Origin of the sequence: Pseudomonas sp. UBA3153, from assembly GCF_002364635.1 — a bacterium.
Taxonomy (GTDB): domain Bacteria; phylum Pseudomonadota; class Gammaproteobacteria; order Pseudomonadales; family Pseudomonadaceae; genus Pseudomonas_O; species Pseudomonas_O kuykendallii.
The window spans coordinates 48,537-73,705 of the sequence record NZ_DEYR01000030.1; the positions used below are offsets into that span (position 1 = coordinate 48,537).

Annotated in this window: 27 protein-coding genes and 1 pseudogene; 13 read left to right on the top strand and 15 right to left on the bottom strand. The window is 66.0% G+C overall.

From position 1 onward, the window contains the following. Positions 1–161 precede the first annotated feature (161 nt). Positions 162–1,505: an aminodeoxychorismate synthase component I gene (pabB, locus tag B2X67_RS06365; protein ID WP_286784973.1), complete on the top strand. Its 1,344-nt coding sequence runs from the start codon at positions 162–164 to the stop codon at positions 1,503–1,505. Positions 1,506–1,532: 27 nt separating this feature from the next. Here pabB and thrH read toward each other — a convergent pair whose 3' ends face one another. Beyond that, positions 1,533–2,150 (bottom strand): bifunctional phosphoserine phosphatase/homoserine phosphotransferase ThrH, encoded by a 618-nt coding sequence (gene thrH / locus B2X67_RS06370; RefSeq protein ID WP_273231548.1) that lies wholly within the window; start codon positions 2,148–2,150, stop codon positions 1,533–1,535. Positions 2,151–2,300: 150 nt separating this feature from the next. On the opposite strand from thrH, the gene B2X67_RS06375 reads away from it, so the two are divergent. Continuing rightward, entirely contained in the window at positions 2,301–2,921 is a 621-nt protein-coding gene (locus tag B2X67_RS06375; RefSeq protein WP_282343043.1) for a phosphoadenosine phosphosulfate reductase family protein, read from the top strand. Between the two features lie 57 nt (positions 2,922–2,978). Here the strand turns inward: B2X67_RS06375 and cysB are convergent, their stop codons facing one another. The 4 genes from cysB to B2X67_RS06395 all read right to left on the bottom strand — a co-directional run bounded on the left by cysB (position 2,979) and on the right by B2X67_RS06395 (position 6,024). Further along, on the bottom strand, positions 2,979–3,953 hold the full coding sequence (gene cysB, locus B2X67_RS06380) for an HTH-type transcriptional regulator CysB (protein ID WP_090230995.1): 975 nt from the start codon (positions 3,951–3,953) through the stop codon (positions 2,979–2,981). 119 nt (positions 3,954–4,072) lie between these two features. Continuing rightward, entirely contained in the window at positions 4,073–4,573 is a 501-nt protein-coding gene (locus B2X67_RS06385; RefSeq protein WP_286784974.1) for a universal stress protein, read from the bottom strand. Positions 4,574–4,687: 114 nt separating this feature from the next. Continuing rightward, complete coding sequence (locus tag B2X67_RS06390) at positions 4,688–5,641, bottom strand: putative 2-dehydropantoate 2-reductase (RefSeq protein ID WP_286784975.1); 954 nt, start codon at positions 5,639–5,641, stop codon at positions 4,688–4,690. Continuing rightward, positions 5,641–6,024 carry a thioredoxin family protein gene (locus B2X67_RS06395; RefSeq protein WP_286784976.1) on the bottom strand — a complete coding sequence of 128 codons (384 nt, stop codon included), beginning with the start codon at positions 6,022–6,024 and terminating at the stop codon, positions 5,641–5,643. The genes B2X67_RS06390 and B2X67_RS06395 overlap by 1 nt, the downstream gene beginning before the upstream one ends. Here B2X67_RS06395 and B2X67_RS06400 point away from each other — a divergent pair. Both B2X67_RS06400 and B2X67_RS06405 read left to right on the top strand, forming a co-directional pair. Next, positions 6,023–6,448, top strand: coding sequence for a PilZ domain-containing protein (locus B2X67_RS06400; RefSeq protein WP_273231556.1), 426 nt, complete (start codon positions 6,023–6,025; stop codon positions 6,446–6,448). The genes B2X67_RS06395 and B2X67_RS06400 overlap by 2 nt on opposite strands. Before the next feature lie 155 nt (positions 6,449–6,603). Next, positions 6,604–7,680 carry a 3-deoxy-7-phosphoheptulonate synthase gene (locus B2X67_RS06405; RefSeq protein WP_273231558.1) on the top strand — a complete coding sequence of 359 codons (1,077 nt, stop codon included), beginning with the start codon at positions 6,604–6,606 and terminating at the stop codon, positions 7,678–7,680. A gap of 58 nt (positions 7,681–7,738) precedes the next feature. Here B2X67_RS06405 and B2X67_RS06410 read toward each other — a convergent pair whose 3' ends face one another. Further along, positions 7,739–8,020 (bottom strand): GNAT family N-acetyltransferase, encoded by a 282-nt coding sequence (locus tag B2X67_RS06410; protein WP_090231001.1) that lies wholly within the window; start codon positions 8,018–8,020, stop codon positions 7,739–7,741. A 536-nt stretch (positions 8,021–8,556) separates the two neighbouring features. Here B2X67_RS06410 and B2X67_RS06415 point away from each other — a divergent pair. Continuing rightward, positions 8,557–8,808, top strand: coding sequence for an Lpp/OprI family alanine-zipper lipoprotein (locus B2X67_RS06415; protein ID WP_090231002.1), 252 nt, complete (start codon positions 8,557–8,559; stop codon positions 8,806–8,808). Between the two features lie 109 nt (positions 8,809–8,917). Here B2X67_RS06415 and B2X67_RS06420 read toward each other — a convergent pair whose 3' ends face one another. The 3 genes from B2X67_RS06420 to B2X67_RS06430 form a co-directional block, all read right to left on the bottom strand. After that, a complete protein-coding gene (locus B2X67_RS06420) occupies positions 8,918–9,874 on the bottom strand; it encodes a L,D-transpeptidase family protein (protein ID WP_286784977.1) in 957 nt (318 codons plus the stop codon). Positions 9,875–9,962: 88 nt separating this feature from the next. Continuing rightward, positions 9,963–10,244 (bottom strand): hypothetical protein, encoded by a 282-nt coding sequence (locus tag B2X67_RS06425; protein WP_273231561.1) that lies wholly within the window; start codon positions 10,242–10,244, stop codon positions 9,963–9,965. A 67-nt stretch (positions 10,245–10,311) separates the two neighbouring features. Further along, positions 10,312–10,917: an arylesterase gene (locus B2X67_RS06430; protein ID WP_286784978.1), complete on the bottom strand. Its 606-nt coding sequence runs from the start codon at positions 10,915–10,917 to the stop codon at positions 10,312–10,314. A 10-nt stretch (positions 10,918–10,927) separates the two neighbouring features. Between B2X67_RS06430 and B2X67_RS06435 the strand changes: the two genes are divergently transcribed. The 3 genes from B2X67_RS06435 to greB are packed head-to-tail and all read left to right on the top strand — an operon-like array spanning position 10,928 to position 14,653. Then, entirely contained in the window at positions 10,928–11,611 is a 684-nt protein-coding gene (locus B2X67_RS06435; protein ID WP_273231564.1) for an ABC transporter ATP-binding protein, read from the top strand. After that, on the top strand, positions 11,611–14,115 hold the full coding sequence (locus B2X67_RS06440; RefSeq protein WP_286784979.1) for an ABC transporter permease: 2,505 nt from the start codon (positions 11,611–11,613) through the stop codon (positions 14,113–14,115). Before B2X67_RS06435 ends, B2X67_RS06440 begins: the two co-directional genes overlap by 1 nt. 40 nt (positions 14,116–14,155) lie before the next feature. After that, positions 14,156–14,653, top strand: coding sequence for a transcription elongation factor GreB (greB, locus tag B2X67_RS06445; RefSeq protein ID WP_273231566.1), 498 nt, complete (start codon positions 14,156–14,158; stop codon positions 14,651–14,653). A gap of 22 nt (positions 14,654–14,675) precedes the next feature. Here greB and B2X67_RS06450 read toward each other — a convergent pair whose 3' ends face one another. After that, a complete protein-coding gene (locus B2X67_RS06450; protein WP_090231009.1) occupies positions 14,676–14,984 on the bottom strand; it encodes a hypothetical protein in 309 nt (102 codons plus the stop codon). Between the two features lie 430 nt (positions 14,985–15,414). Between B2X67_RS06450 and B2X67_RS06455 the strand changes: the two genes are divergently transcribed. Next, positions 15,415–15,831: a lipase secretion chaperone gene (locus tag B2X67_RS06455; protein WP_286784980.1), complete on the top strand. Its 417-nt coding sequence runs from the start codon at positions 15,415–15,417 to the stop codon at positions 15,829–15,831. Between the two features lies 1 nt (position 15,832). Here B2X67_RS06455 and B2X67_RS06460 read toward each other — a convergent pair whose 3' ends face one another. Beyond that, a complete protein-coding gene (locus B2X67_RS06460; RefSeq protein ID WP_286784981.1) occupies positions 15,833–17,251 on the bottom strand; it encodes a transglycosylase SLT domain-containing protein in 1,419 nt (472 codons plus the stop codon). Between the two features lie 184 nt (positions 17,252–17,435). Here B2X67_RS06460 and B2X67_RS06465 point away from each other — a divergent pair, with 184 nt between their 5' ends. The 4 genes and pseudogenes from B2X67_RS06465 to B2X67_RS06475 all read left to right on the top strand — a co-directional run bounded on the left by B2X67_RS06465 (position 17,436) and on the right by B2X67_RS06475 (position 20,341). Further along, complete coding sequence (locus B2X67_RS06465) at positions 17,436–18,272, top strand: TatD family hydrolase (RefSeq protein ID WP_286784982.1); 837 nt, start codon at positions 17,436–17,438, stop codon at positions 18,270–18,272. Between the two features lie 587 nt (positions 18,273–18,859). After that, positions 18,860–19,021, top strand: a pseudogene (locus B2X67_RS20790) (HAMP domain-containing protein); the annotation flags it as partial. A gap of 114 nt (positions 19,022–19,135) precedes the next feature. Further along, complete coding sequence (locus tag B2X67_RS20795) at positions 19,136–19,891, top strand: methyl-accepting chemotaxis protein (protein WP_414704003.1); 756 nt, start codon at positions 19,136–19,138, stop codon at positions 19,889–19,891. A gap of 102 nt (positions 19,892–19,993) precedes the next feature. Next, a complete protein-coding gene (locus B2X67_RS06475; protein ID WP_286784983.1) occupies positions 19,994–20,341 on the top strand; it encodes an Mpo1-like protein in 348 nt (115 codons plus the stop codon). 12 nt (positions 20,342–20,353) lie between these two features. Here the strand turns inward: B2X67_RS06475 and B2X67_RS06480 are convergent, their stop codons facing one another. The 4 genes from B2X67_RS06480 to B2X67_RS06495 all read right to left on the bottom strand — a co-directional run bounded on the left by B2X67_RS06480 (position 20,354) and on the right by B2X67_RS06495 (position 25,159). Beyond that, positions 20,354–21,151, bottom strand: coding sequence for an acyl-CoA thioesterase (locus B2X67_RS06480; RefSeq protein ID WP_286784984.1), 798 nt, complete (start codon positions 21,149–21,151; stop codon positions 20,354–20,356). Positions 21,152–21,258: 107 nt separating this feature from the next. Next, a complete protein-coding gene (locus tag B2X67_RS06485; protein WP_286784985.1) occupies positions 21,259–23,268 on the bottom strand; it encodes a transglutaminase TgpA family protein in 2,010 nt (669 codons plus the stop codon). Then, on the bottom strand, positions 23,265–24,242 hold the full coding sequence (locus tag B2X67_RS06490; RefSeq protein ID WP_286784986.1) for a DUF58 domain-containing protein: 978 nt from the start codon (positions 24,240–24,242) through the stop codon (positions 23,265–23,267). Before B2X67_RS06490 ends, B2X67_RS06485 begins: the two co-directional genes overlap by 4 nt. Next, positions 24,242–25,159 (bottom strand): AAA family ATPase, encoded by a 918-nt coding sequence (locus tag B2X67_RS06495; RefSeq protein ID WP_286784987.1) that lies wholly within the window; start codon positions 25,157–25,159, stop codon positions 24,242–24,244. The genes B2X67_RS06490 and B2X67_RS06495 overlap by 1 nt, the downstream gene beginning before the upstream one ends. Between the last annotated feature and the right edge of the window lie 10 nt (positions 25,160–25,169).

The following is a 25,169-nucleotide window of genomic DNA, read 5'->3' on the forward strand; positions in this document are numbered from 1 at the left end:
GGACTCCGACATTCTAGGGGCTGTCGAGGCCTCACCGCGAGCCGCATCGCCGCGAATCAGGCCTCAACCGACCCCAGCAGCCGCCGAAGAAGCCCCTGGCGGCTAGGATCATGCGTACGGCGGCACTACAATCGCCTCCCGTGCCCGTCTGACCCCTCCTCATGTCGACCTGTTCCCTCCACTCCCTCGGTTACCGCGCCGACCCGTCCGCCTTCTTCGCCTCGATCTGCGACGCGCCGGGAGCCGTGCTGCTCGACGCCGGGCGCCCGGACGCCGAGCGCGGACGCTTCGACATCCTCAGTGCCTGGCCGCTGGCGGAATTCACGCCTGCCGCCGATGAGCCGGCCGAAGCCTTTCTCCAGCGCCTGCGCCAGGCCCTTGCCGAACTGGCCCCGGCCGAGCTGCCGGCGGACGTCGAATTGCCCTTCGCCGGCGGGCTGATCGGCTACCTCGGCTACGATTTCGGGCGCGGCCTGGAACGCCTGCCGAGCCAGGCGCAGGACGATCTGCACCTGCCCACGGCGGCCCTCGGCCTGTACGCCTGGGCGCTGATCAGCGATCACCAACACGGCACCAGCCAATTGCTGTTCCACCCGGCACTGGCCGAGTCCGAACGCCAGCGGCTGTGCCGCCTGTTCGAGCAGCCCACGACGTCCGAGCCTGAGCCGTTCTCGCTGCGCGCCGCGTTTCGCGCCGATATCGACGCCGAGCAGTACCGTTCCGCGATTGCCCGCATCCAGGCCTACATAGCGGCCGGAGACTGCTACCAGGTGAACTTCGCCCAGCGCTTTCGCGCGCCGTGCCAGGGCGAACCCTGGCTGGCCTACCGCGCGTTGCGCCGCGCCTGCCCCACCCCGTTCGCCGCCTACCAGGCGCTGGCGGGGGGCGGCGCGATCCTCAGCCTCTCGCCCGAACGCTTCCTGCAACTCAGCCAGGGCCAGGTGGAAACCCGGCCGATCAAGGGCACCCGGCCGCGCGGCGCGACGGCCGCCGAAGACGAGCGACAGGCCCGCGAGCTGCTGGCGAGCGACAAGGACCGCGCGGAAAACCTGATGATCGTCGACCTGCTGCGCAACGATCTCGGCCGCAGTTGCCGCATCGGCTCGGTGAAGGTGCCCGAGCTGTTCGTGCTGGAAAGCTATCCGAACGTGCACCACCTGGTCAGCGCGGTACGCGGCGAGCTGGCCGAAGGCCGCGATGCGCTCGACCTGCTCGCGGGCTGCTTCCCCGGGGGCTCGATCACCGGCGCACCGAAGATCCGCGCGATGCAGATCATCGACGAGCTGGAGCCGACACGCCGCTCGATCTACTGCGGCTCGCTGCTCTATCTGGACGTGCGCGGGGAGATGGACAGCTCGATTGCCATCCGCAGCCTGCTGGTCAAGGATGGTCAGGTCAGTTGCTGGGGCGGCGGCGGCATCGTCGCCGACTCGGACTGGCAGGCGGAATACGAGGAATCCAAGACCAAGGTGCGCGTGCTGCTGCGCACCCTGGAAGCCCTGTAGCGGTCGCCCGCCACAGGCAGGCGGGAATTACAGCGTCAGGCTGCGATTGGAGGCCTTGAGGAACTCCTGCTTAAGGGCCTCGAAGGTATGCACGGCGGGGAACTGCGGGAACTCGCGGATGACGTTCTCTGGCGCATGGAACAGGATGCCGGCATGTGCTTCGTCGAGCATCGCGGTGTCGTTGTAGGAGTCGCCAGCCGCGATCACGCGGTAGTAGAGACTCTTGAACGCGATCACCGACTGGCGTTTGGGGTCCTTCTGGCGCAATTCGTAGCCGACCACGCGGTCGCTCTCGTCCACCACCAGCTTGTGGCAGAGCAACGCCGGGAAGCCGAGCTGGCGCATCAGCGGCTGGGAGAACTGGTAGAAGGTGTCGGAGAGAATCACCACCTGGAAACGCTCGCGCAGCCAGTCGATGAACTCGCGCGCGCCTTCGAGCGGCTGCAGCGTGGCGATCACCTTCTGGATGTCGGAGAGTTTCAGGCCGTGCTCGTCGAGGATGCGCAGGCGCTGCTTCATCAGCACGTCGTAGTCGGGAATGTCCCGGGTGGTGGCCTTGAGCGCGTCGATACCGGTTTGTTCGGCGAACGCGATCCAGATTTCCGGTACCAGAACCCCTTCCAGGTCGAGACAAGCGATTTCCACAGGAGTCTCCAAAGACTGCTTATCGAAGGGGCGGCACTTTAGCAGCCAGCCCAGGCGAAGGCTATCGAACCGCGGAGCGGTGGTTGGCGCCCGGCGGCGCTGGTACCATCGCCCTCCTTCGCGAACCGCGCCCAATCACAGGAGCCTGCCATGAGCCTCGATCTGGACACCCTCAATGCCGAACTCGGCCACGACGCCGAGAAGCTCGTGGAATGGGCGCTGGGCCTTGGCAAGACGGCCATCTGCACGACCAATTTCCGGCCTTTCGAGGCGGTGATTCTGCACATGGTCAGCCGCGTCGACCCGAACATCCCGGTGATCTGGATGGATAGCGGCTACAACACCGACGCCACCTACCGGTGCGCCGACGAAATCTGCCGCAAGCTGAACCTCAACCTGAGCATCTACCTGCCGAAACGCTCGCGCGCGCACCGCGAAGCCGTCGAAGGCGCCACGCCGGCGCTGGACGATCCGCGTCACGCGGCGTTCACCGAGGAGGTCAAGCTGGAGCCCTTCGCCCGCGCCTTGCGCGAAACCGCGCCGCAGGTGTGGTTCACCGCCCTGCGCGCCACCGACACCGCCGTGCGCGCGGCGATGCAGCCGATCAGCCTGAACCCGGACGGCCTGATCAAGGTCGCGCCGTTGCTGCACTGGACGTCGAAGGATCTCTACCAGTACCTAACCCGCTACGACCTGCCCAACGAGTTCGACTACTTCGACCCGACCAAGGGCGAAGACAACCGCGAGTGCGGGCTGCACCTGAGCCACTGATCCCTGGCGCCATGAAAAAAGCCTCCCAGCGGGAGGCTTTTTTCATGGCGCGGACACTCAGTAGACCGGCAGCTCGACGTTCTTGAACAGCTCGTCCATCTCGGCCTTGTTGTGGCACTGCACCGCCTTGGCCAGCACGTCGCGGGTGAGGTGCGGGGCGAACTTCTCGATGAAGTCGCACATGAAGCCACGCAGGAAGGTGCCGCGACGGAAGCCGATCTTGGTCACGCTGGACTCGAACAGGTGGCTGGCGTCCAGCGCGACCAGGTCGTCATCGAGTTTCTCGTCGACCGCCATGTGGGCAACGATGCCGACGCCAAGGCCCAGGCGCACGTAGGTCTTGATCACGTCGGCGTCCACCGCGGTGAACACCACTTTGGGCGTCAGCCCGCGGTGGCTGAAGGCTTCGTCGAGCTTGGAACGGCCGGTGAAGCCGAACACGTAGGTCACCAGCGGCTGCTCGGCGAGCCCCTCGAGGGTCAGCTTGGGCAGTTTGGTCAGCGGATGGCCCTTGGGCACGATCACGCAGCGGTTCCAGCGGTAGCACGGCATCATCACCAGGTCGCCGAACAGTTCGAGGCCCTCGGTGGCAATGGCGAAATCGGCCGAGCCGTCGGCGGCCATTTCGGCGATCTGCAGCGGCGTGCCCTGCTGCATGTGCAGGGTGACGTCCGGGTACTGTTTGATGAAGCTGCTGATCACCGGAGGCAACGCATAACGCGCTTGGGTGTGGGTGGTGGCGATGGACAGCGTGCCCTTCTTCTCGTTGGAGAATTCCTGGGCGATCTGCTTGATGCTCTCGCACTTGCGCAGGATCTCGCCCGCGGTGGTGATGATCCGCTCGCCCGCCGGTGTCACGCGCGTCAGATGCTTGCCGCTGCGAGCGAAGACTTCAACGCCCAGTTCGTCCTCCAGAAGGCGGATCTGTTTGCTGATCCCCGGCTGGGAGGTGTACAGGCTCTGCGCCGTGGCCGACACGTTCAGGTCGTGATGGGCGACTTCCCAGATATAGCGCAGTTGCTGAAGCTTCATGGCTGTCCCTCAGGTGGTTCTTCCGCTGCCCGTCGGCAGGTTTTTATAACCATATTATTAGTTGAGGGTGTAAAGCTAGACGATTTTTATAGGCACGCTCACATTTAGTGCGCGCTATTTCAAAAATCCGCCCGCGCCCGCGTCTGCAACATCGGCACCAGGTAGACCGGCACCTCGGCCAGTTGCATCACACAGGTGGCGGTGCGCCCGAGGGAAGTACCGTTGCAGCTGTCCTGGCTGTGTGCACCGAGCACTACTGCATCCACCGCCAGTTCACGGGCCTGTTCGAGGATGACCTGGGGCGGGTCGCCGCGGATCACCCGCACCGTGCGGATCAGGTCCAGGTTTCCGTAGGCTTCGCCCATTTCGTCGCGGAAGCCTTCCAGTACGCGCTGCTGGATGTTCGACATGACCACGTCCAGGCCATCGGTGCGCAGGCGTTCGAGCGTGTCCTTGTCCAGGTAGGTCTGCAGCACCGACTCGGCGAACAGTCCCATGGGCTCCACCGCGTGCACCACGTAGAGCTCGGCCTTGTAGGCCTGGGCCAGGGAAACCGCATGCTGTAACACGTAAGGCGCGTATAGACCGAGGTCCGTGGCGTAGAGAATGGTCCGGATCATATGCCCTCCGACTGCGAGCGAATTGGGCCTCGCCACAGCTTAGCAGCGGATATGAAAATGGCATGCCTCGGTCGACCGTCGACAATCCGAAGCCATTCTGCTCGCAGAAAGGCGCTAGACGCGCCCCGCACTCAGAAAGCTCAGCGCCTGATACAGCGCGCGCGTACAGGGCATGTCCTGCCCCTTGGCCTCCGCTGCGGCGAGCGGCGCTACATAGATGGCCGGCAGCTCCAGCGGGCGGCGGGACAGATGATCGTGGTACATGCTCGGCAGGTAATCGCTCATCCGTTCGGTCATGACCAGCAGCTTGTCGGCAAGACCGGGCGGCATCGCATGGCCGCAGGCCTCGGCGCCCTGCACCACCTCCAGCATGATCGAGCGAATCAGCGCGCGGCTGTCCGGGTGCCCCATGAGTGCCTCGGTTCCGGCATCGAGCAGCACCGAGAGCCCGTTGTAGGGCACGTTCCACACCAGCTTCTGCCAGCGCGCCTGGTCGAGGTTGGCCATCGCGCTGGATTCGAGCCCCGCCTGGCGGAACATTTCGCAGCCGCTTTCGAGGATCGCCTGTTGCTCTGCCGCGTCGATCGCCGGCCCCGAGTGATAGCCGAGGTTGACCCCGCCCAGGGCCTGGTGCACCACTTCCCCCGGCGCACGACGGTGGGCGCAGATGTAGCAGAGCCCGCCGATCAGGTGCAGCCCTTCGGGCAACAGCGGGCGCAACGCCTCCTCGACCCCCAGGCCGTTCTGCAACATCACCACCTTGGCATCCGGCGCAGCCGCCTGAGCGATCAGTGGCGCGAGATCGGCGTTGCTGGTGGTCTTGGCACCGACCAGCAACCAGTCGCAGGGCGGGATCTGCGCGGCCTCCCGGTAGGCCTGCACAGGGTTGAGCAGCAGTTCGCCGTGCACCGCGCTATCCACCCGCAGGCCGCGCTCGCTCACCGCAGCGAACTCGCTGCGCAGCAGGAAATGCACGTCGTAGCCCGCGCGCGCGAGCATCAGGCCGTAGAAGCCGCCGATGGCGCCCGTGCCGATGATGCCGATGCGTGGACGATGGATTTCGCTCATCAGGGAAGCTCCTCTGCGGGACCGGCCAACGCCGCGTCCAGGGCTGAAACAAGGGAAGCGCGTTCAAGTCGCGCCTGCAATGCGCCAAAGAACTGGCCGTCGCGGATCACGAACAGCGCCGGCAAGTGGAAAACACCATAGCGTTCCACCAGCCCGCCATTTTCGCCAGCGTCCACCCAGCACAGGCGTTCGATGGGCAACGCCATGCCGGGCAACTCGCGACGCGCCCAGCGGCAACTGGCACAACCGATGCTTGTGAATACCAGCAGCGAAACGCCGGACAGTTCGAGCAGGCGGTGATCCGCGTCGAAGTCTGTCAACTCGAGCTGGGCTCTTATACTGTCTTCAGCAGCCATCGTCGTGTCATTCCAGGAGTCGTCCATGCGCCGGTTCTTACGTCATCCCAGCGACATGCCCATCGAGTTGAAGCTGCGAGACCAGCAGCGCCTGCCGCGACAGCGGCTGAACAATATCAGCCTTGGCGGGGTGGCGTGCAATTGCACGGAGCGCCTGCAGAACGGCACGCCGATCGAACTGCGCATCCCCCTGTTCGGCGACGACGCCACCTGCAACGGCGTGATCGCCTGGTGCGAAAAGGAAGCCAGCGGCTACCTGGTGGGCATCACCTTCATCGACGAGGACACCCTGTTCAAGGCGCGGATGGTGCAGCAGGTCTGCCAGATCGAGCGCTATCGGCGCGAGCGCGAGGAACAGCTCGGTACCCAACTGGGCATCGAGGACGTCGCCCAGGAATGGATGAGCGCCCATGCCGAGGAGTTCTCCCGCGACAGCTTCGACCACCACTGACGCCGGTCCGCGCAGGCGCATCGCCCATTGTCTCGCTCCCGCCTAAGCGGTAAGGTTCCGTTCCCCCCGCGCTCGACCCTCGGTGATCCGCCTCGCAGGGGAACGCGAGCGGCTCGAAAGCCGCGCTCCGACGACCCGACCTGATGAAAAGCACGATGGCTGATTTACCGATCGACGATCTTAACGTTGCCTCCAACGAAACCCTGATCACTCCTGATCAACTCAAGCGCGAAATCCCTCTCAGCGAAGCGGCTCAACGTACCGTGGCGCACGGCCGGCAGGTCATCCGCGATATCCTCGACGGTCGCGACCATCGTCTGTTCGTGGTGGTCGGGCCCTGCTCGATCCACGACATCAAGGCCGCCCACGAGTACGCCGAACGGCTGAAGGCGCTTGCCGCGAAGGTATCGGACAGCCTGTATCTGGTCATGCGCGTGTACTTCGAGAAACCGCGCACCACGGTCGGCTGGAAAGGCCTGATCAACGATCCTTACCTGGACGACTCCTTCAAGATCCAGGACGGCCTGCACATCGGTCGCAAGCTGCTGCTGGACCTGGCGGAGATGGGCCTGCCCACCGCCACCGAAGCCCTCGACCCGATCTCGCCGCAGTACCTGCAGGACCTGATCAGCTGGTCGGCCATCGGCGCCCGCACCACGGAATCACAGACCCACCGGGAAATGGCTTCCGGCCTGTCCTCGGCAGTCGGCTTCAAGAACGGCACCGACGGCGGCCTGACCGTGGCGATCAACGCGCTGCAATCGGTTTCCAGCCCGCACCGTTTCCTCGGCATCAACCAGCAGGGCGGCGTCTCCATCGTCACCACCAAGGGCAATGCCTACGGCCACGTGGTGCTGCGCGGCGGCAACGGCAAGCCGAACTACGACTCGGTGAGCGTGGCGATCTGCGAACAGGAACTGACCAAGGCGAAGATCCGCCCGAACGTGATGGTCGACTGCAGCCACGCCAACTCCAACAAGGACCCGGCGCTGCAGCCGCTGGTGATGGACAACGTCGCCAACCAGATCGTAGAGGGCAACAGCTCCATCGTCGGCCTGATGGTGGAAAGTCACCTGGGCTGGGGCAACCAGTCGATCCCGAAGAACCTGTGCGACCTGAAGTACGGGGTGTCGATCACCGATGCGTGCATCGACTGGGACACCACCGAGAAAACCCTGCTGGGGATGCACGCGAAGCTCAAGGACGTGCTGCCCAAACGCCAGCGCGGCTGAGCGGTCGGGAAATGAAAAACGCCGGGCATTGCCCGGCGTTTTCGTGTCTGGACCCGCTTCACTCCTTGGCTTTGAGCTTCTCCTGACGCTCCATGTAGCGCTCGACGTAGGAGCAGGAAGCGATCACCGAATAGCCGATGCGCTCGGCGTAGGCCAGCGCGTGCTCGGTCAATGCCAGGGCGATACCGCGTCCACGCAGGGCGTTGGGGACGAAGGTGCGGTAGATGTCCAGCGTCTGTTTACCCAGGTCCATGTATGCCAGGTAGGCTCGATTACCATCCACGATGATCTCGAACTGATGAGCCGTCTGGTCATGCCGGATGGATAATGCCTCGCTCATTGCTTACTCCTCGGCGGACCTCGTGGGCGGGTCCGAATCTTATTGATCTTATTCTGGCGGAGACTGTGACCGGTCGTTGCCACTTCGACAAGCGTTGATGCCTCGGCGTTCTGGCTTTGTAACACTCCGATGCCGGCCAAGTGAATAGTCGATATGCCCGACGGTGCACTCGACAGTACGCGGGAGGATCACGGCGACCCTCCGCGGAGTTGTACCGGGGCGTTTTCAGGACAGGAGAGATCGCTCGGCCAGTCTGACGTGCTGGAGAATCCCTGGCTATTGCCTATTAGGCGAATGGAAAGTGTCATCGCCGCATAGTGTCCGCGGACTGGGCGGATATCTGGGAAGAACACCAGCTGGTTGTTTTTTATACAAAAAAAGGCGCCAAGAGCATTCTCTGCGCAACTTCTTCAAAAAACTACCTATACCTTGCGCTTGCCGCGTTTACTTGGCCCAAGTTATAGGTAACATATAGCCCGCAAATTTCCTGGTTCGGGAAATTGCTTGAATAGATTGTCCACCTTAAGGGGAACACGATGAACAACGTTCTGAAATTCTCTGCTCTGGCTCTGGCCGCAGTTCTGGCTACCGGTTGCAGCAGCGTCACCAAAGAAACTGAAGCCCGTCTGACCGCCACCGAAGACGCCGCTGCTCGCGCTCAGGCTCGTGCCGACGAAGCCTACCGCAAAGCCGACGACGCCATGGCCGCTGCTCAGAAGGCTCAGCAAACTGCTGACGAAGCCAACGAGCGCGCTCTGCGTATGCTGGAAAAAGCCAGCCGCAAGTAATAGTCTCCGGACTATCGAAGCCGACCCCTGGGTCGGCTTTTTAATGCCCGCGATTCGCCCAATAAAAAGCCCCGCCGGCAATGCACGGCGGGGCTTTTTGTCAGAGAGATCACTGAACGCCGGGAAGGCTCGCGGCGTGCAGGACGCTCTCGGCGACTTCGATCGGCAGGCCGTCTTCGGCCGCCACCACCTCGCGAACGATTTCCCAGTCCATCTGCTGGTTGGCGGCGATGTCCTGACGCTGCAGCAGCGTGTTGATCACCGCGGTGTGCTTGTCGACGTGCGAAGGGTCACCGTGGTCATTCAGTGGCTGATGGGCTTCGAGATAGATCTTTCCGCCGCTGACGCCGAACTTGTAGGGCTCGTTGATGATGCGTACCGGCGTGCCCACCGGCGCCATCTTGGCCAGTTCCAGCACGTTCTGGTTGAGCATGCGGAAACAGCCGTGGCTGACGCGCATGCCGATGCCGAACTTCTTGTTGGAACCGTGGATCAGGTAACCGGGCAGGCTCAGGCTGAACTTGAACGGACCCAGCGGGTTGTCCGGCCCCGGCGGCACCACCGCCGGCAGCGGGTCACCCTCGGCGGCGTGTTCGGCGCGGATCGAGGCCGGCGGATACCAGGCCGGGTTGGCGGTCTTGGCGGTCACCTTGGTCAAGGTGATCGGCGAACCCCAGCCCTCGCGACCGATGCCCAGCGGGTAGGTGTGCACCACGTTCTCGCCTTTCGGGTAGTAGTACATGCGGTACTCGGCGAGGTTGATGACGATGCCTTCGCGCGGACCGGGCGGAAGGATGAAGCGCGTCGGCAGGATGATTTCTGTGCCGGCACCTGGCAGCCACGGGTCGACACCGGGGTTGGCGGCGACCATTTCCAGGTAGCCGAGGTCGTTGGCCTCGCCGACGTCGGCGAAGGTGTCCTCGTATTTGGCGGTGACCACCTGAATCTGCCCGACCACGTCCTCACCCGGCGGCGGCAGGGGCAGCTCCAGTGCGGAGGCGGAACCCGCGACACTCAGCGCGGTGACGAACAATGAGCAGGCGACCGCAGGAACGCGCGACGACATCCGAAAAATCCTTGAGGGGTATGACGGGAAAGAGGCGAAATTGTACACGCAGGCCTCTGCCTCGGGGAGTCCTCGGGGCGGCCCGACCTCAGGCCATCGGCCATTCGGGGCGGCTACCGCGCCGGTGCTGCTGCAGCATGGCCTTGCAGTGCACGCACAGGCGCCGATCGTGCAGCGCGGCTCGCTCCATGCTCCGCCAGCGCGGCATGGCCGGCAACAAACCGCCGCACAGGGTGCGATCGGCATGCCCGCTCAATTCGAGTTGGCGTTCGACGATATGCAGGCGTATCTCGCGACAGGCGAACAGGTCGAGCTGTTCGTCCGGCTCGATCAGTTGATAGGCATGCAGAGACCAGGCGGGACGCGGCATCGGGGGCTCCAGAACGGGGCCGCCACCTTAGCCGAAAGGCCCCGCGCGGAAAAGATGGCGCCGCGCGTTAAAGCAGCGGTTCCAGGGTCGGCCACAGGTTGTCGAGCATGCGCGGCTGACCCACCGCCGCCGGATGGATGCCGTCCGCCTGCATCATCCCCGGCACGCCGCCGACGCCTTCGAGGAAGAACGGCACCATCGGCACCTTCTCCTGCTCGGCCAGCGTCGCGAAAACCTGCTCGAAGTTGCGGTTGTAGCGCGTGCCATAGTTCGGCGGCAGACGCATGCCCAGCAGCAGCACGCGAGCACCACTGTCCTTGGACTTCTCGATCATGGCAGCAAGATTCTGTTGCAATTGCAGGGGGGGCTGGCCACGCAGCCCGTCGTTGCCGCCAAGCTCGATGATCACCAGCTCCGGCTTGTGTTCGGCGAGCAGCGCGGGAAGCCTGGAAAGCCCGCCGGCGCTGGTGTCGCCGCTGATCGAGGCGTTCACCACCTGATGATCCACGCCCTTCTGCTGCAGGCGTTTTTCCATCAGGGCGACCCAGCCCTGGCTGGTATCCAGTCCCAAACCCGCGCTGATACTATCGCCGACGACCAGCAGGGTGCCGGCAGTCGCCCCTTGGGCCCACAGCAGCAAGGCGATGGCGGTACCGAAAAACCACGTACGCATTGGATTCTCCATGAGCGCAAGCATTCTCAAAGCGCAGAACCTTAGCAAAGTGGTCCCCAGCGCGGAAGGCGCGCTGACCATCCTCCACGACCTCTCCCTCGATCTTCAGCCCGGCGACAGCATGGCCATCGTCGGCAGCTCCGGCTCCGGCAAATCGACCCTGCTCGGCCTGCTCGCCGGGCTCGATCTGCCCAGTTCAGGTGAAGTGACGCTGGCCGGGAACAGCCTCAACGACCTAGACGAAGACCAGCGCGCCCAGGTGCGTGCCGATCACGTCGGGTTCGTCTTCCAGTCGTTCCAATTGCTCGACAGCCTGAGCGCGCTGGAGAACGTGATGTTGCCGCTGGAACTCGACGGCCGTCGTGATGCCCGTGAACGCGCCCGCGACCTGCTCGACCGCGTCGGCCTGGGCCAGCGTCTCACCCACTACCCACGGCAGCTTTCCGGCGGCGAGCAGCAGCGCGTGGCGATTGCCCGCGCCTTCGCCGCCGAACCGGATGTGCTGTTCGCCGACGAACCCACCGGCAACCTGGACAGCCACACCGGCGCGCACATCAGCGACCTGCTCTTCACGCTGAACCAGGAAAACGGCACCACGCTGGTCCTGGTCACCCATGACGAACGCCTGGCCCAGCGCTGCCGCCGCGCGATCCGCCTGGAGGGCGGCCAGCTGGTGGATCGTCGGGAGCCCTGATGAAACGCCTGCCCCTGACCCGCCTGTTCGCCCTGGCCTGGCGCCAGTCGCTGCGCGATGCCCGAGCCGGGGAGTTGCGCGTGCTGTTCTTCGCCTTGCTGGTCGCCGTGGCAGCGAGCACCGCCATCGGCTACTTCGGCGCCCGCCTGAACGGCGCCATGCTGATGCGCGCCACCGAATTTCTCGGCGCCGATCTGGTACTGCGCGGCTCCTCGCCGGCGTCCCCGGAGCAAGTCGAGGCCGGCACCGCGCTCGGCCTGGACCACGCCCAGGCGGTGGAATTCTCCAGCGTGATCGCCACGGACAGCGGTATCCAGCTGTCCAGCGTCAAGGCGGTGGACAGTGCCTACCCGCTGCGCGGTGAACTGAAGAGCGCCGCCGAGCCCTACACAGAGGAACGCGCCGGCGGCGGCCCGAAACCCGGCGAAGCCTGGGTCCAGAGCCAGTTGCTCGCCGCACTCGACCTGAAGATCGGTGACTCCATCGATGTCGGCGAGAAGACTTTGCACCTGACCCGTGTGCTGACCTACGAGCCGGACAGCAGCGCCGACTTCTACAGCCTGACGCCACGCGTGCTGATGCACATCGACGACCTCGCCGCGACCGGGATCATCCAGCCCGGCAGTCGCGTGCGCTACCGCGAGCTCTGGCGCGGCGACAGCCAGGCGCTGGCGCGCTACCGCGATGCGGTGACCCCGCAACTGCAGCCCAACCAGCGGCTGGAAGATGCCCGCGACGGAAACCGGCAGATCGGCGACGCCCTGGGCCGCGCCGAACGCTACCTGAACCTCGCCAGCCTGGCCGCCGTGCTGCTCGCCGGGGTTGCCGTGGCGCTGTCGGCGGCACGCTTCGCCGCGCGGCGCTTCGATGCCAGCGCGCTGCTGCGCTGCCTCGGCCTGTCGCGCCGCAGCACGCTCGGCCTGTATGCGCTGCAACTGGCGCTGGTCGGTCTGCTCGCCTGCACGCTTGGCGCGCTGCTCGGCTGGCTGGCCCAGTACGCGCTGTTCCATCTGCTGCGCGGCATGCTGCCGGCCACCCTTCCAGGCGGTGGCGTGGGGCCGGCGCTGGCGGGGATCGCCACCGGCATGGTCGCCCTCGCCGGCTTCGCCCTGCCGCCATTGGCGGCACTCGGTCGCGTTCCGCCGCTGCGCGTGCTGCGCCGCGACATGCTTCCGGTGGCCCCGAGTTCCTGGTTCATCTACGGCGCCGCCTTGCTCGCCCTTGGCCTGATCATGTGGCGGATGAGCCTCGATCTGATGCTCACCTTCGCCCTGCTCGGGGGCGGGATCGCCGCGGCGCTGTTGCTCGGCGGCCTGTTGTTGCTGGCGATGCGCGGACTCCGTCGGCTGCTGGCGAAGGCTTCGCTGCCTTGGCGACTGGGTCTTGGCCAGTTGCTGCGCTATCCGCTCGCCGCGGCCGGCCAGGCGCTGGCCTTCGGGCTGATCCTGCTGGCGATGTCCTTGATCGCGCTTCTACGCGGCGAGCTGCTGGACACCTGGCAGAACCAGTTGCCGGCGAACGCGCCGAACCACTTCGCGCTCAACGTGCTGCCCGCCGACAAGGATGCCTTCGCCGCACGCCTTGCCGAGCTGTCGCCGCATCCGGCCCCGTTGTTCCCGATCATTCCCGGTCGCCTGCTGACGATCAACGGCGAGCCGGTGCGCGAACTCGTGAGCAAGGACACCCAGGGCGATCGCGCGGTGCGCCGCGACCTCAGCCTGACCTGGGCGCAGGACCTGCCCAGCGACAACATGCTCACCGCCGGCACCTGGTGGGACGCGCCACCGGCCGGCGGGCTGCCCGGCCTGTCGGTGGAAACCCAGCTGGCCGAAAGCCTCGGCCTGAAACTCGGCGACCGCCTGCGCTTCAACATCGGTGGGTTGGAGCGCGAGGCCCAGGTCACCAGCCTGCGCGACGTGCATTGGGACAACTTCCAGCCGAACTTCTACATGATCTTCCAGCCCGGCACGCTGCAGGATCTGCCGGCCACCTATCTGACCAGCTTCTATCTGCCGCCCGGCAACGACAAGGCGCTGGTCGGGCTCGCCCGGCAGTTCCCGGCCGTGACGCTGCTGCAGGTCGAGGCGCTGCTCGCGCAGTTGCGCAGCATCCTCGCGCAGGTCACCGCGGCGGTGGAGTTCGTCCTGCTGTTCGTTCTCGCCGCCGGTCTCGCGGTGCTCTTTGCCGGCCTGCAATCGACGCTGGACGAGCGCATCCGCCAGGGCGCGCTGCTGCGCGCGTTGGGCGCCGGCCGGTCGCTGCTGCTGAAGGCCCGCCGCGCGGAGTTCGGCCTGCTCGGCGGCTGCGCGGGCGTGCTCGCCGCGCTCGGCTGCGAACTGGTCAGCGCCCTGCTCTACCGGCTGGTCTTTGACCTGCCCTGGCATCCGCATCCGTGGCTGCTGCTGTTGCCGATGATCGGTGCGCTGCTGGTTGGCGGCGCCGGCGTGATCGGCACCCGTCGCGCACTGAATGCCAGCCCGCTGACCGTTCTGCGCGAGGGTTGAGCTTGCTAGACTCCGCGCCCCACACCTCGCTGCGAACCCCATGAGCCGCTATCGCCCACCGCGTACCGCCGGAACCCCGCTGATCACCCCCGAAGGCGAGGCACGCCTGCGCGCCGAACTGCACGAGCTGTGGCACGTGCGTCGGCCGCAGGTCACCCAATCGGTGAGCGAAGCCGCCGCGCAGGGCGATCGTTCGGAAAACGCCGAGTACACCTACGGCAAGAAGATGCTGCGCGAAATCGACAGCCGCGTGCGCTTCCTGACCAAGCGCCTGGAAAGTCTAAAGGTGGTGGATGCGCGCCCTGCCGATGCCGGCAAGGTGTATTTCGGCGCCTGGGTGACGCTGGAGGACGAGGATGGCGTCGAGTCGCGCTACCGGATCGTCGGCCCGGACGAACTGGACCTGAAGCAGAACCTGATCAGCATCGATTCGCCGCTGGCCCGCGCGCTGGTCGGCAAGGCGCTGGACGCGGAAGTCAGGGTCCATACCCCGACCGGCGAGAAGACCTGGTACATCGTCGCCATCGACTATCCGTGAGCACGCGGCGAACTCGTTGACCTCAGCGCCGGGTGATCAGTCCCTGCCGCGCGACGCGGGTCAGTTCATGTATGCAGGCTTCCAGATTCTTCGCATCCGGCGCAGGTAGCACCGCGAAATCGAAGCTGTCGCTGGCGAGGTCGGCCAGGGATTCGTCGGCACGCACGAACTGGATGAGGAAGTTGCAGGCCTTGTTGCGATCCTTCGGCCAACCATCGAGGTAGCGCAGCAGTCGCGGCTGGTTGTCGCCGGCGAGAAGGATCTTGGGGTTGCGCGGTAGCAGCCTCGAGGTGATCGGGGCCAGGCGCAGATTGGAAGGAGAAGGAATCACGTCTATTAATCTCTGCCTCGGGGTCCGCTGGGCAGCGGCGAGAGGCATCACCGAACCAGCGCTTTAGCGGTATTTCGAAGCCTTCGGCCCCCGGCGCCCCGCAAGTAGCTGACTAAATCGGCGCAGGGGTGAAATGCTAGAGAACCGCGCCCGCCACTGTCAACCGCCGGACGACCCGCAGGTCACCCTGAACCATCGGGCGTTAACCAAAGCGGCGCATACGCGGGTAATGCTGCAACCCTCGCCGCACATGGCGTTCCACCTCGTAACAACCGGTTGTCTGGCGCGCGGCCTGGCCAGCATTTGGCCATGCCGCCAGGGACCGCGTCATAGAGGCATCGGGCCTTAAAACACGCCACGTGGCACGCATCCTGCGATGCCAGGGTGGCAGACGCGCCATGGGGACGCGTCGCGAAATCGGTCGCCATCCATGAAGAAGCACCTCAGCGTCGCTTCGCCAGCGGAGCATCGCCCTTATCGAACGGCGCCAAGGTTTGCGCTTGCCTCCCGCGCGAAACCGACGGCTGCTCGCCGCCTTCTGCCGGTGTTGCTGCTGACTGCGGTGTGCCTGGCCGCCACGCTGCACTCCGCACCCTTGCAGCAGAACGGCGGCGGCCTGTCGAACGCCGAGCAGCGTGCCGAGCTCGAACAGGCTCAACGCTGGGATCACCGTCTGCAGTCATTCCGCAAATCGAAGGCGCGTATCGAGCTGAACGAGCAACTCGATCAGGGAGAACGCGCGGTGGCGATCCGGCGACTGGCCGAGGCGTCCTTCGCCGCCGACGAGATACGCTGGCTGGAAGCGTCCGAGCAACTCGCCTTGGCCCGTAGCGGCGGTAATCGCTGAGTCAGTTGGCGCTCAGCGCGGTGCGCCGCGGCTCCAGCCGTTCGCGCTCGCGCTGGTAGGCGAGGAAATACTTGTTTACCGCATTCACGTAGCTGACCACGCCCATGCCCACCTGCTCGGCGGCCACGCGCTCCACCTGGAAGAACCACTGATTGGGGTTGAGCCCGCGACGCTTGGCTTCCGCACGCAGCCCCTGGACCCTTTGCGGGCCGAGGTTGTAGGCGGCGAGCACGAACGCCATCCGCTCGCGCTCATCGAGCCTGCCACTGTTGAAGTACTGGCGGCGCAGCATCGCCAGGTACTTCGCACTCGCCTGCACGTTGTTGTCCAGCGACTGCACATTGTCGACCCCCACCGTGCGTGCCGCCGCCGGAGTGATCTGCATCAGCCCCACCGCGCCGCTGGCGCCACGCGCTGCCGGGTTGAGGGTCGATTCCTTGAACGCCAGCGCAGCAAGGCTCAGCCAGTCGAACTCATGCTGATCGGCGTAGCGCTGCAGCACCGGACGCACCTTCTCCAGGCGCTGCCGCTCGCTGCGCGCCAATGGATCGTGTACCTGGTAGAGCCTGCGATAGACACGCTGGAACGTGGCGTCGCCGTTCGCCGGTGCGCGATAGCCCTGCAGGAAGCGATCGACGCTGGCGCGCAGCATGGGCGCATCGTGGCTGGCGAACCACGCCACCTGGCCCTCGTCGCCCAGCGCGATGTTGCGGTCGACGCGCAGCTTCGGCAACACCTTGGCCCAGCGCTCGGCAATCGGGCGTTCGACCACGGTGAGCGGATAGATGCCGGCCTGGACCATCTCCAGCACGTCCTCCACCGCCAGCGACGGGTCCACCCATTCGATGAGGATCGGCTTCTGCTTGCGCCGGGCCAGCTCCTGATTCACCTTGCCCAGCGCCTCCCCGGCCGCGCTGCCGGCGGGCAGGACGACGGTGCGCCCGGCCAGCTGGTCGACCCGTTGGTAACGGCGATTGCCCGCGCGCGCGACCAGCACCAGAGGCACCTTGTCGATGACCGCGGTACTGGCGCTGACGCCACGCTCGTTGCGCACCACCATCAGTTCGCCTGGCACAACCAGGTCGCCCTCGCCGCGCTGCAAGGCACCGAACAACTGATCCTTGGCCCGCGGAATCAGCTTAAGGCTGAGCGTCCTGCCATCGCGGGCGTTACGATTGAGGTATTGCTCGAAGGCCCGCAGGCGGTTGTACTCCACGCCGATGGACTCTCCGGCGACCTCGCCGGAGGTGTTGCGGCTCTGGTTCACCAGCACGCGCAGCACGCCGCTGCGGCGTATATCGGCGAGATCGCGCACGTCGCTCTGCGGCTGCCAGTTCTCGGCCTGACCCGCCAGGCGCGCTGCGGCAGGCAGCGGAGCCAGGGCCAGAAGGCCGAGAAGAAGGAGCAACGCTCGCGTCATCGGATCTCCCGGCCGGAACGCCTGCATGCAGGGGCTCCAGCCGTCCAGGAATGAGAGACTGTCGGCGGCCGTAGCCGCCCACTCGATCGGCGAGAGTCTCACAGGCCGTGCAAAGGCGCCAGCCCGACAGGGCAAAGCACATTAAGTAATATTCTTATCACTATGTTTTTATTGAAGATATTAGATGAGTAAAGATACTGATACGCGGCCCCACGAGCTGATCGACATCGGCGTCAACCTGACCCATCCGAGTTTCGCGAGTGACTGTGAAGCCGTGCTGGATCGCGCCTACGAGGCCGGTGTGAGCCAGTTGGTGCTGACCGGCACCAGCGTCGAGGAGAGCGAAAAAGCGCTGCTGCTGTGCGAGACACTCGACCCGGATGCCGTTCGCCTGTTCGCCACCGCCGGCGTGCACCCGCACGACGCCAGTCAGTGGTCCGCCGACAGCGCTAGCCAGCTGCGCGTGCTGCTCGGCGATCCGCGTGTGCGCGCCGTCGGCGAATGCGGGCTGGACTTCAACCGCGACTTCTCCCCGCGGCCGCAGCAGGAAAAGGCGCTGGAGGAGCAGCTGTCCCTCGCCGTGGAACTGAACCTGCCGGTGTTCCTGCACGAACGCGACGCCAGCCAGCGCCTGCTGGAAATCCTCCGCGACTATCGCGATCGTCTGCCCGCCGCGGTGGTGCATTGCTTCACCGGCGAGAAACGCGCGCTGTTCGGTTATCTCGACCTGGATCTGCACATCGGCATCACCGGCTGGATCTGCGACGAACGCCGCGGCCTGCACCTGCAACCGCTGGTGCGCGAAGTGCCCCGCGGCCGCCTGATGCTGGAAAGCGACGCGCCCTACCTGCTGCCACGCAGCCTGCGGCCCAAACCCAAGAGCAACCGAAACGAGCCAGGCTATCTCGGCGAAGTGCTCGGCGTGGTGGCGCGCCACCGCGAGGAGTCGCCAGCGCTCCTGGCGGAGCACAGCAGCGCTTGTGCGCGAGAGTTTTTCCGCCTTCCGCTGCCGCCGAGATAAATCGGTCGCTATCCTCAAGCCTGAGGTTTAGCCGCCGTTAACCTGTCATGACGGCTTGACCATCGTCAGCAGCCAACGAGCCATTGCTGGCAAAATACTGGCACTGCCAATCGATCAGTTTTGAATAGAAGAAGAACGCCATGGGTGTCTGGATTCGCGACCTTTCTCTGAAGTACAAATTCTGGGCGCTCAATGCAGTGTCGTTCCTCACCACCTTGCTGGTGGTGCTCTACGCGATGCACCTGGAACAGGGTGGTCGCAGCGTCGACGCGCAGCGCCATGCCCAGGAGCAGGCCCGGATCGTCGCCAGCTGGCCGGCGCAGCAGCCCCTGCCCACCTCTTCCAGCCTGCTGAGCTTCAGCAAGGACGCGCCGCCCCGCCTGGAGAACAACCTCGGCGCCGAACTGACCCGCGCCAACGGCTGGATCGAATTGCCGCACGATTCGCTGTTCGGCGACCAGCCGTTGATCGGCGCCCAGGTGATCGACCTGAATGGCGCGCGCGTCGCGCTGCTGGCGCGGGCGCCGAGCCTTCTGGATATCTTCATCGAACGCGCTCCGGCCTATGCCATTGCCGTGGCCGTGCTGATGCTGCTGTTGCTGGCCGCCTCGCAGCTGCTCATCCGTTTCCTGCTCAGCCACCTGAACATGCTCAAGGACGTGATGCTGCACGTGGAAAGCAGCGGCGATCTGTCCGCCCGCGTGCCGCTCGAAGGCAAGGACGAGGTCGGCCGCATGGCCAGCGCCTTCAACGCCATGCAGGCGGGTTACCAGCGTGTGGTGAGCACCGTCGCCCAGGCCGCTTCGCGCCTCGACGAAGGTGCGGGCAGCCTCGCCACCAGCATGAGCGAGGTGCGCCAGGGCATGCTCGGCCAGCAGAGCGAGACCGACCAGGCCGCCACCGCGATCAACGAGATGTCCGCCACCGTTCACCACATCGCCCAGCACACCGCCGACACCCGCGATCAGTCACGTTCGGCCGACCAGTTGGCCGGCGCCGGGCAGAATGTTGTAGGCCGGGTCAAACAGTCGATTTCCGGGCTTTCCACCGGCGTACAGCAGACCGCCGAGATGATTCAGCAACTGGCGGCCGACAGCCAGAAGATCAGCAGCGTGGTCAGTGTGATCCACGGCATCGCCGAACAGACCAACCTGCTCGCCCTCAACGCCGCCATCGAGGCCGCACGCGCCGGCGAAATGGGCCGCGGCTTCGCCGTGGTCGCCGACGAAGTGCGCAACCTGGCCAAGCGCGTCCAAGACTCCACCGACGAGATCACCAACATGATCGGCGCGCTGCAGTCCGGAACCCGTGACGCCGTGGAATTCATGCAGGAAAGTTCGCTGAAGGCCGATGACTGCGTGAAGCTGGCCAACGATGCGGGCGAGGCGCTGGAGGCCATCACCCAGGCCGTTGCGCAGATGCGCGACAGCAATACCCAGATCGCCGTCGCCGCCGAGCAGCAGAGCCAGGTCGCCGAGGAAATGACCCGTTCGGTAGTGGGCATCCGCGACGTCACCGAACAGACCGTGCAGCAGACCGTCTCCTCCGCCGCCACCAGCAGCGAAATCGCCTCGCTGGCCGGCGAGCTGAGCCGTGCGATCCGTCAGTTGAAGCTCTGAGCCTTTCCGCATAACTGCCTATGGCCTCCATAGGCAGTCCTCATTCGCCGCCCGGCATGGCCGCACCCTAGACTTCAGGCATCTCTTCAAGGAATGCCGACCATGGGCCTGCGCCTGCACTACCCGTCCCGCTCGACGCCGGACTACGCCGCCACTCACCGTCACCCGACCAACCTGCTGCTGCACCTGATCGCCGTGCCGCTGTTCATCGTCGCCAGCCTGCTGTTGCTCGCCGGGTTGCTGGGCGCGAGCCTGTTGCCGGTGGTGCTGGGGGTGATCGGGCTTGTCGCCGCGCTGGCGCTGCAGCGCCAGGGGCACAAACGGGAGGAACAATCCGTGGAGGCCGATCAGGAATGCCTGCAGGAGGTTCTGCTGGAGCAGTTCGTGACCTTTCCGCGCTTCCTTCTGAGCGGCGGCTGGTGGCGTGCCTGGAAGCGTCGCCGACCCTGAACGCGCGACGGCTCAGCCAAACACCGTGACTGTTTGCCGGCTCAACGCGACCAGTTCGCCAGCGGGTGTCCACAGTGCAGCGGCGACGTGGCCGTAGCCGTCACGGGCATGTTCGATTTCGGCGCGGTACAGGCACCAGTCGTGGGTGGTCAGCGGCGGTATCGGCTGGACGAATTCGATGGTCCAGGTCAGCGAGCTGCCCGGCACCGGGCTGCGCAGGTGGGAAAGCGGCGCCGGCGGCCAGGCGTCGACGAGCGCCAGCAGGTGCGCCTCGTTCACCGGCAACTCATCGACCTCACCGCGCAAACGCACCCAGCCGCCCATTTCCCGAGACGGATTGTTGCTGAATGGAAAGCCGCCGAGTCCCCAGCGCATCGACAGATGACGGCCGAATTCCGGTGTGATCCCCTTGATGTAGGGCAGCTCCGGGCACTCCTCGACCGGTTTCATGGCCGGAGCCGGCAATGCCGGAACATTCACCGCGGACTCGCGGGACGCGCCGAAGCTGCCCTGGACCAGCGTCACTACCTGGCCATCCTGAACGGCGCGACCGAGCACCTGGCTCACCGCCTTGCCCTCACGCAGCACCTCCGCCTCGAAGCGCACCGGCTTCTCGCAGACCAAAGGGCCAACGAAGGTGATCGCCAGCGATCTCGGCGGCCGGCCTTCCGGCACTTTCGCCCGCATCGCCTCGTATACCAGCGCCGCCGCTAGCCCGCCGAAGCCGGCGCGGCCCTGGCCCCACTCCTTGGGAACCTCGATGGCGCTGGGGTCCATGCGTACAGCCTGGATCAGTTCGAACAGCGTCATGCTCACCTCATCATTGTGCACTGCGGCCTGGAAAGGGATGCATCTTAGGGGATGGATGCCGGCGCCAGACAAGGCTGTTATGCCAATTGCGCTGGCTGAACGGCGCTTCAGCGGGTGCTGCGGGTGAACCGCCAGGGCAGGCGCCGACGCAAACCGGTGAGTGCCTGACGCAGTTCGCCGACGGCGGCGGGCCTGCCGGCATAACGCTGCGCCTCGTAGAGGCGGAGGAACGCGCGGATGCTTTCGGCCTGTTGCGGCAGTGCCGTGGCGGCACGCTCGGCGAATGCACGCGGCCCCTCGCCCCGCGCCCGGCGCAAGCCGTGGCGCGCCAGCAGACGCTCGAAGCCCAGGAACACCCGCTGCTGCGGATCGCGTTCGCGACGCCAGGGCTTCAATAGCCCGAGCGCCACGACCGACAGAATCAGCCCACCGCCACCGACCAGGGCAATCAGCAGCAGACGTGTATCGAAGGCGCCGAACCATCGCTGCAACAGATTGGCCTGCTCCTCACCCTGGTACGCCAGCACCCAGCGTTGCCAACCGTAGTTCAGGTTGTCCCAGGACAGGCGCAGCTGGTTCATCCAGCCGATTGAGCGGTAGCGCAACGCGGAGAACGGCGAGCCTTGCAGGAAGCTGCGCTCTCCGGCCACCGCCTCCTCCAGGCCCTGTTCGATACGTGTCGGGGCGACCTGGAACGTGGGATCGACGCTCACCCAGCCGCGTTCGGGAAGCCAGTACTCGACCCAGGCGTGGGCGTCGAACTGGTGGACCGAGATGTAGTTGCCGGCCGGATTCACCTCGCCCCCCTGGTAGCCCGCCACCACGCGTGCCGGAATGCCGGCCGCGCGCAGGACGAAGGTCATGGCGCCCGCGTAGTGCGCGCAGAAACCGCGGCGGGTATCGAAGAGGAACGCATCGATGCCATCCACACCGGTCGGCGGCGGTTTCAGCGTGTAGACGTAGGGTTCCTGATTGAAATGCTGCAGCAGCGCCTGCACCAATGCCTGCGGGTCGGCATAGCGGCGCTTGAGATCGGCGGCCCAGGCCCGGGCGCGCGGTTCGCCCTGCTCGGGCAGTTGCAATGCGCGGCGCCGAAGGACGGGCGAATCCTCGGGTTCGCGCACGGCATCCGGCCATGAGGTCACCTGATAGAACAACGACTTGTCCACCGGACGATAACGCTCCAGGCGGAAATCACTCATCAGCCGGGTGCGCTCCAGGCTGGTCTCGCCGGTATCCAGGGTGAACAGCCAGGGCCTGGAGCTGGGCTGCATGATGACGTTGTAGCGCAGCGCCTCGCCGCGCTTCTGCCACTGCGGCTCGATCGGGTACTGCGCCACCGACGACTGCGACCAGCGTCGGCCATCGAAACGCTCCAGTGTCAGCGCCCGCCAGTAGAGCTGCGAGCGCGGCGGCATCGGGCCTTCGAAGCTGGCCCGGAAGGCCAGTTCACCGGACTGGCTGAGCTCGGCGATATCCCCGGGCTCGATATTGTCGGAAAGCCCGGTCACCGCGCCGCCCGCCGGTTGCGGCAACGACCACAGGGGACCGAGCCGGGGGAAGAAGACGAACAGCAGCAGCATCAGCGGCAACGCCTGCGCGAGCATCCCACCGGCCAGGCGCAGGGTCGGCCAGGGCCGCTCGGCGAACGCGCTTTGCTGCAGGCCGATCAGCGAGGCCAGCAAGGCGCTCACCGAAAGCAGCGTGAACAACGCGAGGAGCATGCTGTCGTCGAACAGGTAACCGGTGACCACCACGAAGAAACCGAGGAACACCAGCACTAGGGCGTCGCGTCGGCTGCGCGTCTCCACCAGCTTGAGGACGAACGCCGAGATCAGCAGCACGCTGCCGGCGTCCAGGCCGATCAGACTGCCGCGGGAAAACCATACCCCGGCCGCGGCGCCGGCCATCAGCACGACCTTGGCCAGCGCATTCGGATAGGCCGCGCGCATGCGGTAGATCTGGATGCGCCAGAGCGCGCAGACCAGCCACAGGGCGATGGTCCAGGCAGGCAGATGGAACAGGTGCGGCACCATCACCAGCGCCTGGGCGACCAGCAGCCAGGTCAACGCCACCCGCGGGATGGGCTGCGCGACGCCGGAACGGCGGGTGCTCACGGGCGGTTCCCCGGACGCTGCTCGCTTGCGTACAGCGCCAGTGCGCGCAGGCACGCCTCGCGATGGGTCTCGCCACTGTCCGGCCCGAGCTGGACGCCGGGAAGATGCAGCGCGAACGCCTGGCCTTGGTCGCAGAACTGGAGCACCCAGTGACAGAGCAGCGACAACCTGGACTCGAGGTCGCCTTCCAGCGCATCCAGATCCAGGTGCAAGTCGCGACCGCTGAGCGCGGCGAATTCCTTGACCAGCAGGCCATGCCCGCGCGAGTAAGCCTTCCAGTGCAGGCGCTGCTTCGAGTCGCCCGGCTGGTAGGTCTTGAGGCCCTGGTAATCGTCCGCGCCCTGGCCCAGTTGATGGCTCCCGGACTCCTCGCCGTCGTCGCCCCGGCCGGCGGCCAGCGGCAGGTCACCGGGCAGCGGCCGCGGATAGACCAGCAACGCCTGGTCCAGATCGACCCACGACCAGGCGACCAGGATGCCCAGCGGGAAGCGGCTTTCCACCTTCAGCCGACCGGGACGCAACCAGCCGCGACGCAACGCCGGCTGGCTCAATTCGCACTCGCCAAGGCCAAGCGCAGGCACATCGAGGCTCTGCAGCTCCGCCGGCGGCCAGCCGATGGCGATCGCCTGGTGCGCCCGCCCGCTGCTTTCCAGCAGAACCTTGAAGCGCGCCTGCTCGCCGACGAATACCGCGCCGCCGCCCCCGGCCTTGAGCACCAGCCCGGCCAGGTTGCGATAGGTATGCAGGATGGCGACGATGCCCACCGAGGCCAGCAGGAAGGTCAGCCCATAAGCCAGGCTGTTCTGGTAATTGATCCCGGCCAGCAGCATGAGCAGCAGGGATACGCCGAACGCCGCGCCGACCCGGCTGGGCACGATGAAGATGCGCCGCTGATCCAGGCGCACCCGCTGGGCCGCCGGAATACGTTTGGCCAGCCAGCGATCCCAACGCGGACGCCGCAGGGTATCGGCCATCAGACCGCCGCCACCTCGGTCAGCAGCCAGCGCACCAGCGCACCGCCACCGTGCCCGCTGGGATCGGCGCGCTCGCGCAGGCGGTGGCCGACTACCGCCGGCAGGACCGCCTGCACGTCCTCGGGAATCACGTACTCGCGGTCGGCGAGGAACGCCCAGGCACGGGCGGCGGCGAGCAGGGCCAGGCTCGCACGCGGCGACAGCCCCCAGGCGAACTGCGGCTGGCTGCGCGTGGCCTCGACCAGCCTCAGCACATAGTCGACCAGTGCATCGCTGGCGCGGACCTGCGGCACCAGCTCCTGCAGCTTCGCCAGCTCGGCATGGTCGAAGACCGGCTCCAGGCGCGGCAGCAGATCGCGACGCGCCTCGCCGAGCAACAGGGCCTTTTCGGCGCCCTTGGCCGGGTAGCCCAGCGAGAGGCGCATCAGGAAGCGATCCAGCTGCGATTCGGGCAACGCGAAGGTGCCGCCCTGGGTCACCGGGTTCTGCGTGGCGATGACGAAGAAAGGGTCCGGCAATGGCCGGGTGGCGCCTTCGATGGTCACCTGGCCCTCCTCCATCGCCTCGAGCAGCGCGCTCTGGCTCTTCGGCGTGGCGCGGTTGATTTCGTCGGCGAGCACCAGCTCGGCGAATACCGGCCCGGGATGGAAGGCGAACTGCCCGCTGTCCTTGTCGAACACCGAGGTGCCGAGGATATCCCCGGGCAGCAGGTCGGACGTGAACTGGATACGCTGGAAACTCAGGCCCAGGGCCTTCGCCAGGGCATGGCTCAGGGTGGTCTTGCCCATTCCCGGCAGGTCTTCGATCAGCAAATGGCCGCGCGCTAGCAGGCAGGTCATCGCCAGGCGAACCTGATGTTCCTTGCCCAGCAGGACACCGTTGACCATCTGCAGGCAGGCATCGAGTTTGGTGCGCATGCGGCTCTCC